Here is a 15,868-nt window from a genome sequence, read left to right as displayed (position 1 = left end):
AATGGTGCATCAAGGATGATGGCGGCACGCGATAGAGGAGAAATGTGACAAACAAAAGAAGAGCGGTGGGGCGGAAAATGAGGTGAGAAAAAACGAATATTTCGGGATTGATGAGCAGGACACCGGGCATGACAGCGCAGAAGAGACTTCAGTCAGGGGTGATGATGCTGAAATTGCGCGAGAGGGGGGGTACGACCATGCTCGAAAGAGATGGTGGAGGGTGTCGCATGGAGCCCGAACCCTGGCGGATCAGAGCGTGAAAACATCACTGATCGGCGGGGAGCGTATCGCCTCCCCGCCTGGAATCAGTGGGTGTCGATATCGCTTTCAGTATCCATTTCCAGCACTTCGATGTCGCTTAAATCCTCGCTTAGGCGCTTGATTTCGTTGTGCAATTCTATTCCACGTCGGGCGCGGAGATGGCGGACTGCGCTTTGTTTCTTGCGGGCCTGATGTTCGTCGGCACCGAGAGTCATGAAAATATCGAGAAGCTCTTTCTTGAGCGTATCTACCTGCTCTGAATTACGCATGATTCGACCTCCATGGCATCCAAAGGATGTGGGCTTTCACTGGCGCCACACCGTTTTACTATAGCTCACTTGACAAAATTGTGACTATCGCCTGCCTGTGCAGGCGACACCCCTGGGGGGATGACGTAAGCTCAGGCATGCCCATGAAGTCTGCAAGGAGTGTGCCGTGAGCCATGCCATCTTCGACGACCTGAGGAGCCGGATGGAGAATTTCCGCCGCTCTGAACAAAAGGTCGCACGCTATGTCCTTCGCCATCCGGAGGAAGTGATTCACATGCGGATCGTCGATCTGGCCAGCGAGTCATCGGTCAGTGAGCCGACGGTCGTGCGTTTCTGTCGGGCAATGGGCTTTGCCGGCTTTCAGGATTTCAAGCTGCAGCTGGCGCAACGCCTCGCCACCGGCACCCAGTTCGCCCAGTTCTCCATGAATGACTCCGACAGCGTGGCCGAGTTCTCGCACTCGCTGTTCGATTCCACCATCGGCACCCTGCTGTCGGTGCGTGACCGTCTGGACGCCGAAGCCGTCGCGCGCGCCATCCACTCGCTGGCCTCCGCCAGCCGGGTCGAGTTCTACGGCTATGGTGCCTCGGGTGCCGTGGCTCACGATGCCCAGCACAAGTTCTTCCGCCTGCAGATTTCCACCGCCGCCTACACCGACCCGCACATGCAGAACATGTCAGCGGTGACGCTGGGGCCGCGCGACGTGGTGGTGGCCATCTCCCAGACCGGCCGCACCAAGGCGCTGATCGCCAGCGTGCGTCTGGCGCGTGACGCCGGCGCGACCGTCATCGGGCTGTGCCCGAGTGGCTCGCCACTGGCGGATGAAGTCACGCTGCCGCTGCATATCGATGTGCACGAAGACACCGAGATCTACACCCCGATGAGCTCGCGTATCGCGCACCTGGTGATCGTCGATACGCTGGCGGTCGGTGTCGCCAAGGCGCGCGGACCCAAGCTCAAGGAGCAGCTGGAGGCGGTCAAGAAGAGCCTCGCCACCCTGCGCATCGACGACCACGACTTCGATACCCACTGAGCACCGCCCGGGCGTCATCTGTCTTGAAGGCAAGTGCAAGGAACCTATGTGCAAGGAAGGCCGGTGCAGGGAAGAGCAGGGCAGGCCGCTGTGATAAGGTGGATGCCTGAACAGGGGCAGCGAATCTCACGCTGCTCCGCTCCTCGACTCCTCTGCCCTGTGGTGAGCCCTGCATGTCCGAATCGCCCCTCCTCGATCACCTCAACACGCATCAGCGTGAGGCCGTGTCCGCGCCGCCGGGCAACATGCTGGTACTGGCGGGGGCCGGTTCCGGCAAGACCCGCGTGCTGGTTCACCGCATCGCCTGGTTGATGGACCAATACCAGTTCTCGCCCTACGCCATCCTGTCGGTGACCTTCACCAACAAGGCCTCGCGGGAGATGCGCACGCGTCTCGAGGCGCTCAATGGCAGCAGCCTGCGCCACATGTGGGTCGGCACCTTCCACTCCATCAGTCACCGTCTGCTGCGCACCCACTGGCAGGAGGCGCGCCTGCCCGAGCACTTCCAGATCATCGACAGCGATGACCAGCTGCGCATGGTCAAGCGGCTGCTCAAGGAGCACAACGTCGATGACGAGCGCTGGCCGCCCAAGCAGGTCCAGTACTTCATCGCCGGCTGCAAGGAGGAAGGTCTGCGCGCCCATCAGGTGCAGACCCATGGCGATGCCTACATGGGCAAGATGGTCGAGATGTATGAGCTCTATCAGCTCGCCTGTGAACGCGGCGGCCTGGTCGATTTCGGCGAGCTGCTGCTGCGCTCGCTGGAGCTGCTGCGCGATACGCCGCATCTGCTGGCGCATTACCGCGAGCGCTTCGCCCACCTGCTGGTCGACGAGTTCCAGGATACCAACACCCTGCAGTACGCCTGGCTGAAGCTGCTGGCCGGTGATCGCGAGTGCATGACCGTGGTCGGCGATGATGACCAGTCCATCTACGGCTGGCGTGGCGCGCGGGTCGAGAACATCCAGCGCTTCACCGAGGAGTTCGCCAACACCCGCGTGGTGCGTCTGGAGCAGAACTACCGCTCCTCCAGCGCCATTCTGGAAGCCGCCAACGCCCTGATCAGCCACAACGGCGGGCGCATGGGCAAGGAGCTGTGGACCGACAGCGGTCGCGGCGAGCGCATTCGTGTCTATGCCGGCTTCAATGACATCGACGAGTCGCGCTACATCGCCGACACCATCCGTGAACTGGTCAATGAGCATGGCTACAGCCGCGACGAGATCGCGATCCTGTATCGCTCCAACGCCCAGTCACGCGTGCTGGAGGAGACGCTGATCCGCCAGGGCATGCCGTATCGCATCTATGGCGGTCAGCGCTTCTACGAGCGTCTCGAGATCAAGAACGCGCTCGCCTATCTGCGTCTGATGAACAACCGCGAGGACGATGCCGCCCTGGAGCGCGTGATCAACGTGCCGGCGCGCGGCATCGGAATGCGCACCGTCGAGCAGCTGCGCGAGCGCGCACGCTACGGCAACCTGACCATGTGGCAGGCGATGAGCGATGCGGTCTCCGATGGCGCCCTCAAGGGACGCGCCGCCACCGCCGTGCGAGCCTTCGCCGACATCATCGATGGCCTCGACAACGACACCGCCGGCATGGCGCTGCATGAGCTGGTCGAGCACGTCATCCACGTCTCGGGCCTGCGTGAGCATCACGCCGCCGAGAAGGGCGAGAAGGGCCAGGCGCGCCTCGAGAACCTCTCGGAGCTGGTCAACGCCTGCCGCGCCTTCAGTCAGGGCGAGCGCATGGACCCGGAAGCCCCCAGCGAAGGGGCCGAGGCGCTGGAACCCTTCCTCGCCGAAGCCGCGCTGGATGCAGGCGATCACGAAGCCGCCGAAGGCGAGGAATGCGTGCAGATGATGACGCTGCACTCCGCCAAGGGGCTCGAATTCCCGGTGGTATTCGTCGCCGGGGTCGAGGAGGGGCTGTTCCCGCACAAGATGTCGCTGGAGGAGCCGGGGCGTCTCGAGGAAGAGCGTCGCCTGTGCTACGTCGGTGTCACCCGCGCCATGCAGCGCCTCTACCTGACCTACGCCGAGCTGCGTCGCATGCACGGCAAGGAGACCTTCCAGCGGCCGTCGCGCTTCCTGCGTGAATTGCCGGAAGAGCTGATGGAAGAGGTGCGTCTGCGTGGTCAGGTCTCGCGTCCGGTCTCGACCCAGCGCGCCACGCCGAATCGTCGTCCTTCCGGTCCGCGTCAGGAGAGTGTCGAGGCCAATGGCGACATGCCGGCACTCTCGCTCGGCAGCCTGGTGCGGCATCCGCTGTTCGGAGAAGGCGTGGTCATCAATGCCGAAGGCCAGGGCGAGCGAGCGCGCGTGCAGATCAGCTTCGAGGGCGAAGGCGACAAGTGGCTGGTGCTGGGCTTTGCCAAGCTGGAAGTGCTGAGCTGATCCTGCATTGATGGCAGACGCAGCCATGAGGCGCTGACAGCAGGCGCTGGCAAGAAGTGAAAAGCGGAGCAGGGGGGCGGTGTTCGTGCACCATTACGGCCTTGGTGCAGTTGTGGGCCATCCATGGGTCGCGGCATAGTGGCAGACAATCTGCTGTCTAGATGCCGCGTCATGCATTGCCCACAACTCGAACAAGGAATGTCCCATGCAACGCCGCCGTTTTCTCTCTGCTCTTGGGGCCGGTGCTGCCGGTCTCGCCGCCGCGCCTTTCGTGTCCACCGCCAATGCCGCCGAGGGCGAGACCATCCACTGGAAGATGGTCACTTCCTGGCCGAAGAACTTCCCGGCACTGGGCACCGGTGCCAATGAATTCGCCAGCCTGATCGGTCAGCTCTCCGGTGGTCGCCTGCAGGTCAAGGTCTATGGCGCCGGCGAGATGGTGCCGGCGCTGGAAGTCTTCGATGCCGTGTCCTCCGGTACCGCCCAGATGGGCCACTCGGCCTCCTACTACTGGAAGGGCAAGGTGCCCGCGGCCCAGTTCTTCACTGCGGTGCCCTTCGGCATGAACACCACCGAGACCAACGCCTGGCTGTATCACGGCGATGGCATGAAGCTGTGGGACGAGATCTACTCGCGCCACAACCTCAAGCCGCTGGCGGTGGGCAACACCGGCACCCAGATGGCCGGCTGGTTCAACAAGGAAGTGAATAGCCTCGAGGACATGAAGGGCCTGAAGATCCGCCTGCCGGGGCTGGCGGGCGAAGTGATGAATCGCATCGGCGCCAGCGCGGTCAATCTGCCGGGCAGCGAGATCTTCACCGCGATGGAAACCGGCGTGATCGATGCCACCGACTGGGTCGGCCCCTACAATGATCTGGCCTTTGGCCTGCATCAGGTGGCCAAGTATTATTACTCGCCGGCCTGGAACGAGCCTTCCGCCATCCTCGAAGGCACCGTCAATCTCGAGGCCTGGCAGGCATTGCCGGAAGACCTGCAGCAGGTGGTGATTCAGGCGGCCAGAATCGCCAATCACGCCATGGTGGATGAATTCGCGCTGCGCAACGCCACCGCGCTGACCTCGCTGGTCGAGGAGCACGGTGTGGAGCTGCGTGAATTCCCCCAGGACGTCTATGCGGCGCTGTTCGATGCCTCCAACGAGGTGCTGGACGAGTTCATCGCCAAGGATGAGGACGCCAGGCGCGTCTATGAGTCCTACCGCGCCTTCCAGCAGCAGGTCGCCCCCTGGTCGCGTATCGGTGAGCAGGCCTATCTGGATGCGCGTGGACGGGTGCTGGGCGAAGCCTGAGCGAGTCTCTTTCCGACTGCCTGCCGGACTGCCTGCTTGACTGTGTAACGAAAAAGCCGCCCCTGAGGGCGGCTTTTTCTTGGCGTGTGGCTGACAGGAAGAGAGGGGAGGCGCCAGGCTCAGTCCTGCTCAGGATCAGTCCTGCTCCTCGATGATGGCGGTGCTGGCCTGCTCCGGTACGGCACGGATGCGGCCATTGTCATCGAGTGCCACCATCACGTAGCAGGCTTCGGTCACCTTGGTCAGTGCGTGTTGATTGCGCTCCTGCGGCGGGCGGATCCAGACCTCGACGGAGAGCCTGATCGAACTGCGCCCGACCTCGGCCACCTGAGTGAAGATATTGACCACCGAGCCGATTCGCACCGGCGACAGGAAATCGAGGCCTTCGACGGCCACGGTGGCAGTGCGTCCGTGGGCGACGCGCCCGGCGGCCAGCTCGCAGGCCTCGTCCATGCGGTGCATCAGCCAGCCGCCGCTGATGTCGCCATAGAGATTGGTGTCCTGGCGTTGGGCGATCAATTTGAGCGTCAGTGTGCCGTTCGGCGTCGGGATATCATCCAGAGCTTGCATGTCATGACTCGCTATCTTGTTGTTATAAAATGGTCATTTCATTTCTGCACCCTTGCGTCTGAAAAGGTGCGTCTTTTGGCGCAGGGCGCTGCCTTGCACAGGGCGCCTCCTTGTACAGGGCACTGCCTTGCACAGGGGGCCTTATACAGGGGACTTCGGCAATCGCCGAGAAAAGTCACCGGGTGCCATCGATAGCATCAGCGCGACGCAGACCATGGCGGATGAGCCGCAGCGGCTTCATCATCTCCTGTATCCTACTCCGGCGGACAAAGCACTGTCCTCACTGACAAGGGACTGTCAGGAGATTTTTTGCGCTGCAGCATGGAGTATCGTTCCTCAACGCAGCAATGACGGATACTCGCTGTCTTTCGCCATGCTGCACGGGCCGCCTTGATCCACCGTCGCATGCCCGTCGCCACGGGCGTGGCAAGCCGTGGCCAGCACCGTGTCGCATCGTCATCTTGTTCATTCTCTGGTGGGAAGTCGCCATGTCAGTTTCCGTCGGGTCGCTTGTCCGTTCAGGCTTTCGCGCCGTGTTCGCGCCACGTCGCGGGTCATCCGTGTCCTCCTCATATGTGTCCTCCTCATATGTGTCCTCCTCATGCGTGCCCCGCCTGCGCTCAGGGCTGCCGTCGTTGCGGCTGATGTCGCTTGCCTGCCTGCTGGGGCTCTCGACGCTCTCGGCTCCGGCACTGGCCGACAAGGTGCCTGAATATCGCCCGGTGTCCGGGGTGGTGGGCAACCTGACGGCGGTGGGCTCCGATACCCTGTCGGTGCTGGTGACGCGCTGGGCTGCCCAGCTGCGCCGCTATCATCCGGGGGTGCGCGTGCAGCTGCAGGCCGCGGGCTCCTCGACGGCACCGCCGGCATTGATCGCCGGCACCACTCGCATCGGCCTGATGTCGCGCCCGATGAGCGATCAGGAGCGTCAGGACTTCACGCGTGAATTCGGCTATCCGCCGCTGGGTGTGCCCGTGGCGCTGGATGCGATGGGCATCATCGTGCATCGCAGCAATCCGCTGGAGGAGATCAGCATCGCGCAGCTGGATGCCATCTTCTCCGCCACGCACAACTGTGGTGGCCAGGCAGCCAATCGCTGGGGCCAGCTCGGGCTGAGCGATGAGTGGAATGACCGCCAGATCACGCGCTTCGGGCGCAGTGCCACCTCGGGCACCTACGGCGCCTTCCGCCGTATCGCGCTGTGCGATGGTGACTTCCGCCTCGATGTCAGCGAACAGCCGGGCTCGGCCTCCATCATCGGTGCGGTGGGCTCCTCGCCCAATGGCATCGGCTATGCCAGCTTCAGCACCTCTTCGCCGCTGGTGAAACAGCTGTCCGTCAGCCGTGAGGCGGGCGGCCACGCCGTCTTCCCGAGCCGGGCCAGCATTCGTGATGGCCGCTATCCGCTGACCCGCGCGCTGTACATCTACGTCAATCGCGTGCCTGACGAGCCGCTCCCGGCGCTGGAGCAGGCCTTCCTGTCATTGATCATGTCGCGCCAGGGCCAGCAGGCCATCCTACGCGGTGGCTATGTGCCACTGCCGGAAAAGCAGCTGCTGCACTGGCGTCAGCAATTGGGGCTGGAGGATGTGGATGCCCTTTGATTCGCCTTTGTCATCTCTCTGTCATCACTTGGACATAATCTCGGTGCCATACCCGCTTCATGCGTCTGCGGAGTCGACACTCCAGGGCGCGAATCCTTTCGTGGTGATATTTCATGTCGGCAGTTGATGCCTCCCGAATGCAGCGTCGTCGTCTGCGGCATGACCGTCTTGCCAGTCTGTGGCTGACAGCGGCCGGGCTGGGCGTGATGGTCATCGTCGTCGTGATGCTGGCCTATCTGGTCAGCGTGTCGTGGCCGCTGCTCAAGCCCGCCAGCGTCAAACCGCTTCCTCAGCAGGCGCTCGAACAGCAAGTGAGCGACCAGCAGATGCCTGCCGCGCAGACCGATCCTGACTGGCTAAGCGACCCTGACTGGCTGTCCGATCCTGACTGGCTGAGCACCTTGCCTGACATGCCGCTTGCCGCGCGTGACGGGCTGCCTCCCGTGCTGGCCAGTGATGATTCGACGGCGGATTCGCGCACCTCGCCGCTGGCGGGTGTCTGGCTCGCGGATGATCGCCTGCAGGTGGTTCAGCAGTCCGCCGCTGGCGTGCGACTGCGCGGCAGTGCCATCGAGGTTCCCGCTGGGCTTGAGCGCCGCCAGGCAAGCCTGGTGCTCAGCCGTGGCCAGCTGTGGCTGCGCATTCCGTACGAGGAGGGCGATGGTCTGTGGCTGGCGCGTCTGGCCTTGTCATCTCCACACGCCTCCGCCGGCGCGCTGGATGACGATGCAGCAAGCCAGACGCCGCACTCCGAGTGGCAGCAGCAGTGGTTGCCTGGCACGGCCAGGCTGTCTTCGCAGCAGGGGCGTCTGCTGGTCACCGCTGACCGCGATGGCTTCACCCAGTGGCAACTGAGCGAGGCCTCCACCGGGACCAAGCCGCTGGCGCGCAAGCTGGCACATCACGCTGTGAGCTCTTCTGCCTCCGCGTCATCGCCGGCGATCACCGCGATCAGCGTCCTGCGTGGCGGCAGAAGCCTGATCGTCGGGGACGCCGCCGGTGGCCTGAGCCATTACCTGTTGCCGGCGCACGCGCAGCCGCTGGTCAAGGCCGGCGTCTTTGACAGTGACCTGTCGGCGCCGGTGGTGACGATGGCCGCCGCCCATCACAGCCTCGGCTTTGCCGCGCTGGACGCCAACGGCCGCCTTGGCCTCTATCTGGCCACCAGCGAGCGTCGCCGTCAGGTGCTGGACTGGCTGGATGCCGCCCGGGTCGCGGCAGGCGTGGCGCTGGAATTTGACAATGATGACCGCCGCTTGCTGGCATCGGCGTCCCGGGAGGCAAGGCTGCCCGGCCAGCTCGCTCAGGACGCGCCGCTGGGGGCGCTCGGCAAGGCCTATGCCGGGCTTGCGATACACGACCCGCATCAGGCCGTCGGGCTCGACGCCATCTTCGGCAAGGTCTGGTATGAGGGGCGCGCAGCGCCGGAGTGGATCTGGCAGCTGGAGAGCACCGGCACCCACGAACCCCGTCTGTCGCTGGTGCCCATCATGTGGGGCACGCTCAAGGCGGCGCTGGTCGGGCTGCTGTTTGCCGTGCCGTTGGGGCTCGGCTGTGCCATCCATGTCGCCTGCTTCATGGCGCCGCGCCAGCGTTCCCGCATCAAGCCGCTGCTGGAGATGATGGAGGCGCTGCCGACCGTGGTGATCGGCTTCATCGCCGCCCTGGTGGTCGCGCCCTTCGTCGAGCGTGAGCTGATGGCGGTGTTGCTGGGGCTGGTCCTGATTCCGCTGGGCACCATGGTGGCCGGCTTCCTGTGGACCCTGTCGCCGCGCGTATGGCGCAATCTGCTGCCGGAAAACATGGCGGCCTTCGGGCTGTTGCCGCTGCTGTTCGTGCTGCTGTGGCTGGATGTGACCATCGCCGGCCAGGTCGAGCAGTGGTGGTTCGACGGCGACCTCCGCCAGTGGCTGTTCAGCCACTACGGCATCGATTACGCCCAGCGCAATACCCTGGTGACCGGCATGGCGCTGGGGCTGGCGGTGATGCCGACCCTGTTCACGCTCAGCGAGGATGCCCTCTCGTCGGTGCCGCGCGGTCTGGCCGCAGGCTCCGCGGCGCTTGGCGCGACGCCATGGCAGAGCCTGCGCCGCGTCATCCTGCCTGCCGCCGCCGTCGGGCTGTTCTCGGCGATGATGATCGGCATGGGGCGCGCCGTCGGTGAGACGATGATCGTGCTGATGGTGGCCGGCAATACGCCGCTGGTGGATGCCAGCCTGTTCGAGGGCCTGCGCTCACTGGCCGCGACCCTGGCCATCGAGCTGCCGGAGGCCGAGGTCGGCAGCAGCCACTACCGCTTGCTGTTCCTCGCTGCCCTGGCATTGTTCGTCTTCACCTTCGTGGTCAATACGCTGGCGGAAGTGCTGCGACAGCGCTTCACGCCACCCAATCAGGGGAGCTGGGGATGAGTCACCCTGACATCAATCGCGCCGGCTCCTCACTGCTGCGCCCGCGCGAGCCGCTGGTCGGACGCCTGCAGCGCTACTGGCGCGACGGCGGCCCGTGGGGCTGGCTGAATGCCATGGCGGTCAGTGTCTCGCTGGTGCTGGTGCTGGGCCTGCTCAGCCTGCTGGTGGTGGGCTCCTTCAGTCACTTCTGGCCCTCCCGGCTGGTCGAGGTGGAACTGACAGCACAGCCGGGCCAGAGCCCCACGGCCCTGACCACCACGCGCGGTGAGCCGGCGGCCGACAATCGCCATCTGCTCGGCGAGCTGATGCACGAGGAGATGCGCCGTGTCGCCTCGGGCGAGGGGGATGATGCTCGCCAGCAATGGTGGTTGCTGCAGACATCCTCGCGTGACGGGGCCGCGGCCAGCTGGCAGTGGCTGCCGGAGACGCTGCTCGACAGGATGACCTTCCCCAGCCAGGCGCTGATGCTGGAAATGCGCGATGGCCGCACTCTCTACGGCATGCCACGGGCGCTGAGTGATCCGATGACGGGGGAGATGGACCACACGCCCGAAGTCGACGACGGGCCTGCCCGGCCCTTGTCCGAGGACGCCGAGCCACTGTTTGCCCGCCTGAAGATGATCGAGAGCGAGCGCCGCCAGCTGCAGGCGCTGCGCCTGGACAGTGAAGCCTTGAGCAGTCGCTATCAGGCGCTGCAGCAGTCTCTGGCATCCCGGCGCAGCGCCACTGCTGACGGTGACGCGGCGCAGACACATGAGGATGCTGAGCTCGAGCAGCAGATGCAGGAGGAGTTGGAAGAGGTACGCAGTGCCTTCATCGAGCGTGAAGGTCAGCTGAGTGCCCTGCGGGATGCGCTGGCGGGCGGTCAGTTGCTGCTGGGCGGCAATGGCGGCTACGAAGGCCGCATCGCGCTCGATGATATCCGCAATGCCTGGCGGCCCAATGCGATGGGCTTCAGCGGCCGGCTGATGATGACCTTCAAGCGTTTCCGCGACTTCGTGGCCGGCGCGCCCACCGAGGGCTTCGGTGGTGTCTGGCCCGCCATCTTCGGCACCGTGCTGATGGTGGTACTGATGTCGATCATGGTGATGCCCTTCGGCGTGATGGCGGCACTCTATCTGCACGAGGTGGCCCATCAGGGGCGCCTGACGCGCCTGACGCGCATCGCGCTGCGCAACCTGGCCGGGGTGCCCTCCATCGTCTATGGCGTGTTCGGCCTCGGCTTCTTCGTCTATGGGCTGGGCGCCGGAATCGATGAGCTGTTCTATTCCGAGCGGCTGCCGACGCCGACCTTCGGGACCGGTGGCATTCTGTGGGCCTCGCTGACGCTGGCCCTGCTGACCTTGCCGGTGGTGATCGTCGCCACGGAAGAGGGGCTGGCGCGCGTGCCGCGTCGTCTGCGCGAAGGCGCGCTGGCGCTGGGGGCGACACGCCTGGAAACGCTCAAGCGCGTGGTGATTCCGGCGGCCTCGCCGGCGCTGATGACGGGGCTGATTCTGGCCGTGGCGCGTGCGGCGGGTGAAGTCGCGCCGCTGATGCTGGTCGGAGTGGTCAAGCTGGCCCCGGACCTGCCGCTGGATGACAGCTTCCCGTGGCTGCATCTGGACCGCAAATTCATGCATCTGGGGCATCAGGTCTATGATCTGGCCTTCCAGAGCAGCGATGCCTTCAGCAGTCGGCCGCTGGTCTACGCGACCGCGCTGGTGCTGGTGGTCGTGATTCTATGCCTCAATCTGAGTGCCATTCGCCTGCGTCACATGCTGGCACAACGTTACAAGGGAGCCACCGAATGAGGCGTGACTCTGAACAGCCCAAGCCCCAGTTGTTTCTTCAGGAGACGCCTGCGCGGCCGGCTGAGGACATCTGCCTGGAAACCCGCCACCTGAGCCTCGATTATCAGGCACGTGTCGGCAAGGAGAACCAGACGCGCCGCGCACTGGAGGATGTCAGCCTGCAGATCGCACGCAAGCGCGTGACGGCCTTCATCGGGCCTTCCGGCTGCGGCAAGTCGAGCCTGTTGCGTACCTTCAATCGCATGACCGATCTCGACGAACAGTCACGTCTTTCCGGCAAGGTACTGCTCGAGGGCGAGGACATTCATGCGCGCGGCGTGGACGTGCCGATGCTGCGCCGCCGGATCGGCATGGTCTTCCAGACGCCCAATCCCTTTCCGATGTCGGTCTACGAGAACGTGGCCTTCGGGCTGCGGCTGGTCGGCGAGAATGACAAGCGCCACCTCGATGACAAGGTCGAATCCTGTCTGCGCTCCGCGGCGCTGTGGGAAGAAGTGAAGGACCGCCTGCACGACAGCGCGCTGGGGCTCTCGGGTGGCCAGCAACAGCGGCTGGTGATCGCGCGGACGCTGGCGGTCGAGCCGGAGGTGCTGCTGCTGGATGAACCGGCCTCGGCGCTGGACCCCATCTCGACGCTCAAGATCGAGGAGCTGATCCGTTCGCTGCGCTCGCGCCTGACGCTGATCATCGTCACGCACAACATGCAGCAGGCCGCGCGGGTGTCAGACGATACCGCCTTCCTGCATGAGGGCCGCCTGGTGGAATTCGCCCCGACCGATCAGCTGTTCACCAACCCGCGGCGCCGCCAGACGGAAGACTACATCACGGGGCGTTTCGGTTAGCGCGCTCATGCGCGAACGTGCAGCCGGGTAGCCCTTTCGCCCTGATATTGCTGACGATGGCGGCCAGATAGCGCCTTTGCGCCATGGGTGAAACATAACTGCAATCAAGTGTCGGCATGCTGAGGGGGAGCCCGCTGTGTCAGTCAGTAGTGGGCCATACTTGTCACGTCATTCATGTCACGCCCCCTGACTCGGTGGGCGACTTTCCGGGAGAGGGAAATGGATATCACCAGCGATTCGCACGGCAAGCATATCTCAGAGCAGTTCAATCACGAGCTGGATGCACTGAAGACACACCTGCTGGCCATGGGCGGACTGGTAGAGAAGCAGCTGCAGGATGCCGTCACGGCATTGCTGGAAGGCGACAGTGAAACCGCCACGCGGGTGCGCGACAACGACAAGGCTGTCAACGACATGCAGCTCAAGATCGATGACGAGTGCACCCGGGTGCTGGCCCGCCGTCAGCCGGCGGCCTCCGACCTGCGCCTGGTGCTGGCCGTCATCCGCGCCACCTCCGATCTCGAGCGTATCGGTGATGAATCGAGCAAGATCGCCCGCAACGCCATCTCGCTGGTCGAGAACGGCCAGAGCCCGCGCGGCATGGTCGAGGTGCGTCATCTCAGTCAGCACGTGCGCAGCATGGTGCGTGACTCCCTGACGGCCTTCGCGCGCTTCGATACCGACCTTGCCCTCAAGGTGCTGCGTGAAGACGCCTCGGTGGATCTGGAATATCAGAGCGCGATGCGCTCGCTGATGACTTTCATGATGGAAGATGCGCGTCAGATCACGCCGGTGCTCAACGTGATGTGGATTCTGCGTGCGCTGGAGCGCATCGGTGACCACGCCGACAACCTGGCCGAGTACGTCATCTTCCTGGTCAAGGGCGTGGATGTGCGTCACACCGATACCCATGACCTGAAGCCGCAGGACCTGGACAAGAAGTGAGCTGACGCGCTTCCCTGCCCCTGTGTAGCGTCTTTCGCCCCGCTCCTGCTTACCGGCAGGTCGCGGGGCGATTGCGTCGTGGGAGCGCGAGCGGTGTCAGGCGGCCGACAGCTGCGCCGCGCAGGCGGGAGTGCTAGGGTGTGGCTCCGGCCAGCCCGCTGGCTGGCCGGTTCTTTTGAGATGACGAGGACGTCGCATGATTGATGCCGTATCGGCGCTGGTCCGCGGGACCCGCATGGTCTATACCCCCGGGCTGCGCCGCTTCGTATTCGTACCGCTGGCGATCAACCTGGTGCTCTACAGCATCACGCTGTGGGTGTTGTTCAACCAGTTCGGTGGCTGGATCGATTACTGGATGCTCAAGGTTCCGGCGTGGCTGGACTGGCTCAGCTGGTTGATCTGGCCGGTGCTGGTGGTGAGTCTGTTGCTGGTGGTGTTCTTCACCTTCAGCCTGGTGACCAACCTGATCGCCGCGCCCTTCTACGGCATTCTGGCCGAGAAGGTCGAGCATCGTCTGGATGGCACCCTGATCGACGATGATCGTGGCCTGATGAAGATCGGCGTCGACTCGCTGGGGCGTGAAATGGCCAAGCTGGGCTACTTCATCCCGCGCATGATCGCGCTGTTCATCATCGGCTTCATCCCGGGCCTGAACCTGCTCTCGCCGCTGTTGTGGGGACTGTTCTCGGCCTGGAGCATGTCGATCCAGTACCTCGACTACCCGATGGACAACCATCAGGTCAGCTTCGGTGACATGAAGCAGCGCCTCAAGGCGCGCTGGTGGCCCTCACTGACCTTCGGCGCCGCGGTGTTCGTCATGACGCTGGTGCCGCTGGCCAATCTGCTGTTCATCCCGGGCGCCGTCGCCGGGGCGGTACTGATGTGGCAGAGCCACTACCGTCAGTTGCCGGCACCGCGTCGTTGAGACAGCCTGTCGCAGAGCTGGCTTGTCGCTGAACTGATTCGTCGCTAAGTTGGCACGTCGCTGAAATAGCCGCAGCGTCGTCTGATTGACCAAACGAAACGCCCCGCAGACGCCTCCTTTCGAGGTGGCTGCGGGGCGTTCTGCGTTGGGCTGGCGTCCGGGTCAGATCATCACGGAATCAGCCCATCACTGGGCTAGCGCACTGCTGGCCTGGGGAGCGCTCGCCTGACAGGCACGCTCGTCGGGGAAGTGACAGCGGAAGCGCGCGCCCTCGCCGGGGTGGCTGTCGATCTCCAGATGGCCCTGATGGCGAATCAGCACATGCTTGACGATGGCAAGCCCGAGGCCGGTGCCTCCCGTGGCGGTGCTGCGGCCCTTGTCGATGCGGTAGAAGCGCTCGGTCAGGCGCGGCAGGTGGACCGGGTCGATGCCGTCCCCGTCATCTTCCACCTCGACCAGCAGGCCCTGGTCATCCGCCTTCCAGCGCAGGGTGATGTGACAGTCTTCGGGGGTGTAGCGCACCGCATTGAAGACCAGATTCGAGATCGCGCTGCGCAGCTCCTGCTCCTCACCGCGCAGAGACAGGCAGGCATCGGCCTCGATGGAGAAGGTGTGGCGCCCCTGGGACAGGCCTTCGGCGTCGTCGCGGATATGGCCGAGCAGGGCGCTCATGTCGATGCAGCGACCATTGTCGGACAGCTCGTCGGTTTCCAGGCGTGACAGGGTCAGCAGGTCCTCGACCAGGTGCTGCATGCGGTCGGTCTGGCTCTGCATCTGGCCCAGTCCACGCTGCCAGCGCGGTGGCAGGTCATCGGCGTAATCGGAGTAGGTCTCGAGATAGCCGGCCAGTACCGTCAGCGGCGTGCGCAGCTCATGGGAGACATTGGCCACGAAGTCGCGGCGCATCTCTTCAAGACGATAGAGGCGGGTGACGTCACGCAGCATGACCAGACGCTCGTTGTCACCGAACAGGGTGATGGAGATCTGCAGCGTCAGGTTGTCAGACAGCGGCGACTGGAGTGTCAGCGGCTCGCGGTAGGCCAGCCGATTGAAGTAGTCGATGAAGACGGGGTCACGCAGATAGTTGGTGATGTGCTGGCCACGGTCGTGGCTGGCCTTGAGACCGACCAGCTGCTCGGCAGCGCTGTTCCACCATTCCATGTCACCGTGGTTGTCCAGCATCACCAGGCCGTCGCGCATGGCCTCGGAGGATTCCTGGATACGGTTGAGGATGCTGCGCAGTCGCTCCTGAGCCTGACGCTGGCCCTTCTGGTAGCGGTAGAGACGATCGAGCAGGTCTCCCCAGACGCCATCGCCGGGAGGCGGCTCTTCATGGGGATTGGTGATCAGCCAGGTGTAGAGGCTCTTCAAGTGCTTGAGATGGACGAACAGATACAGCGAAAGGCCCAGCGCCAGGCCCCAGCCCAGATGGCCCAGCAGGCCACCGATCAGGCCGAAGCCACCGGCAAGGTAGCCGAGGCGCCATAGCTCGTTGGTCCAATAGCGCATGAATCCC

Annotated in this window: 12 protein-coding genes; 9 read left to right on the top strand and 3 right to left on the bottom strand. The window is 64.2% G+C overall.

What is annotated here, in order from left to right; genetic code table 11:
* Positions 1–305: 305 nt before the first annotated feature.
* Positions 306–530 (bottom strand): hypothetical protein, encoded by a 225-nt coding sequence (locus tag H2O77_RS17530; protein WP_043331728.1) that lies wholly within the window; start codon positions 528–530, stop codon positions 306–308.
* 166 nt (positions 531–696) lie between these two features.
* On the opposite strand from H2O77_RS17530, the gene hexR reads away from it, so the two are divergent.
* From hexR to H2O77_RS17515, 3 genes are all read left to right on the top strand, one after another.
* Positions 697–1,563, top strand: coding sequence for a transcriptional regulator HexR (gene hexR, locus H2O77_RS17525; protein WP_043331730.1), 867 nt, complete (start codon positions 697–699; stop codon positions 1,561–1,563).
* A gap of 173 nt (positions 1,564–1,736) precedes the next feature.
* Complete coding sequence (gene uvrD, locus H2O77_RS17520) at positions 1,737–3,959, top strand: DNA helicase II (RefSeq protein WP_043331731.1); 2,223 nt, start codon at positions 1,737–1,739, stop codon at positions 3,957–3,959.
* 205 nt (positions 3,960–4,164) lie between these two features.
* A complete protein-coding gene (locus H2O77_RS17515; RefSeq protein WP_043331733.1) occupies positions 4,165–5,265 on the top strand; it encodes a TRAP transporter substrate-binding protein in 1,101 nt (366 codons plus the stop codon).
* A gap of 135 nt (positions 5,266–5,400) precedes the next feature.
* On the opposite strand, the gene H2O77_RS17510 is transcribed toward H2O77_RS17515, so the two are convergent.
* On the bottom strand, positions 5,401–5,835 hold the full coding sequence (locus H2O77_RS17510; RefSeq protein WP_043331734.1) for an acyl-CoA thioesterase: 435 nt from the start codon (positions 5,833–5,835) through the stop codon (positions 5,401–5,403).
* A 644-nt stretch (positions 5,836–6,479) separates the two neighbouring features.
* Between H2O77_RS17510 and H2O77_RS17505 the strand changes: the two genes are divergently transcribed.
* The 6 genes from H2O77_RS17505 (at position 6,480) to cysZ (ending at position 14,352) form a co-directional block, all read left to right on the top strand.
* A complete protein-coding gene (locus H2O77_RS17505) occupies positions 6,480–7,439 on the top strand; it encodes a phosphate ABC transporter substrate-binding protein (protein WP_054556469.1) in 960 nt (319 codons plus the stop codon).
* 113 nt (positions 7,440–7,552) lie between these two features.
* Complete coding sequence (locus tag H2O77_RS17500; RefSeq protein WP_215823632.1) at positions 7,553–9,847, top strand: ABC transporter permease subunit; 2,295 nt, start codon at positions 7,553–7,555, stop codon at positions 9,845–9,847.
* Positions 9,844–11,640, top strand: coding sequence for a phosphate ABC transporter permease PstA (gene pstA / locus H2O77_RS17495; protein ID WP_240548654.1), 1,797 nt, complete (start codon positions 9,844–9,846; stop codon positions 11,638–11,640). Before H2O77_RS17500 ends, pstA begins: the two co-directional genes overlap by 4 nt.
* Positions 11,637–12,482: a phosphate ABC transporter ATP-binding protein PstB gene (gene pstB / locus H2O77_RS17490; protein WP_084589238.1), complete on the top strand. Its 846-nt coding sequence runs from the start codon at positions 11,637–11,639 to the stop codon at positions 12,480–12,482. The genes pstA and pstB overlap by 4 nt, the downstream gene beginning before the upstream one ends.
* 219 nt (positions 12,483–12,701) lie before the next feature.
* Positions 12,702–13,427: a phosphate signaling complex protein PhoU gene (gene phoU, locus H2O77_RS17485; RefSeq protein WP_043331737.1), complete on the top strand. Its 726-nt coding sequence runs from the start codon at positions 12,702–12,704 to the stop codon at positions 13,425–13,427.
* Between the two features lie 196 nt (positions 13,428–13,623).
* Positions 13,624–14,352 carry a sulfate transporter CysZ gene (cysZ, locus tag H2O77_RS17480; RefSeq protein ID WP_107335789.1) on the top strand — a complete coding sequence of 243 codons (729 nt, stop codon included), beginning with the start codon at positions 13,624–13,626 and terminating at the stop codon, positions 14,350–14,352.
* 186 nt (positions 14,353–14,538) lie between these two features.
* On the opposite strand, the gene phoR is transcribed toward cysZ, so the two are convergent.
* Entirely contained in the window at positions 14,539–15,861 is a 1,323-nt protein-coding gene (gene phoR, locus H2O77_RS17475) for a phosphate regulon sensor histidine kinase PhoR (protein ID WP_215823631.1), read from the bottom strand.
* Positions 15,862–15,868: the final 7 nt, after the last annotated feature.

Source organism: Cobetia sp. 4B (assembly GCF_018831605.1).
Lineage (GTDB): Bacteria > Pseudomonadota > Gammaproteobacteria > Pseudomonadales > Halomonadaceae > Cobetia > Cobetia amphilecti.
This window is presented reverse-complemented; position numbering and strand designations above follow the sequence as displayed.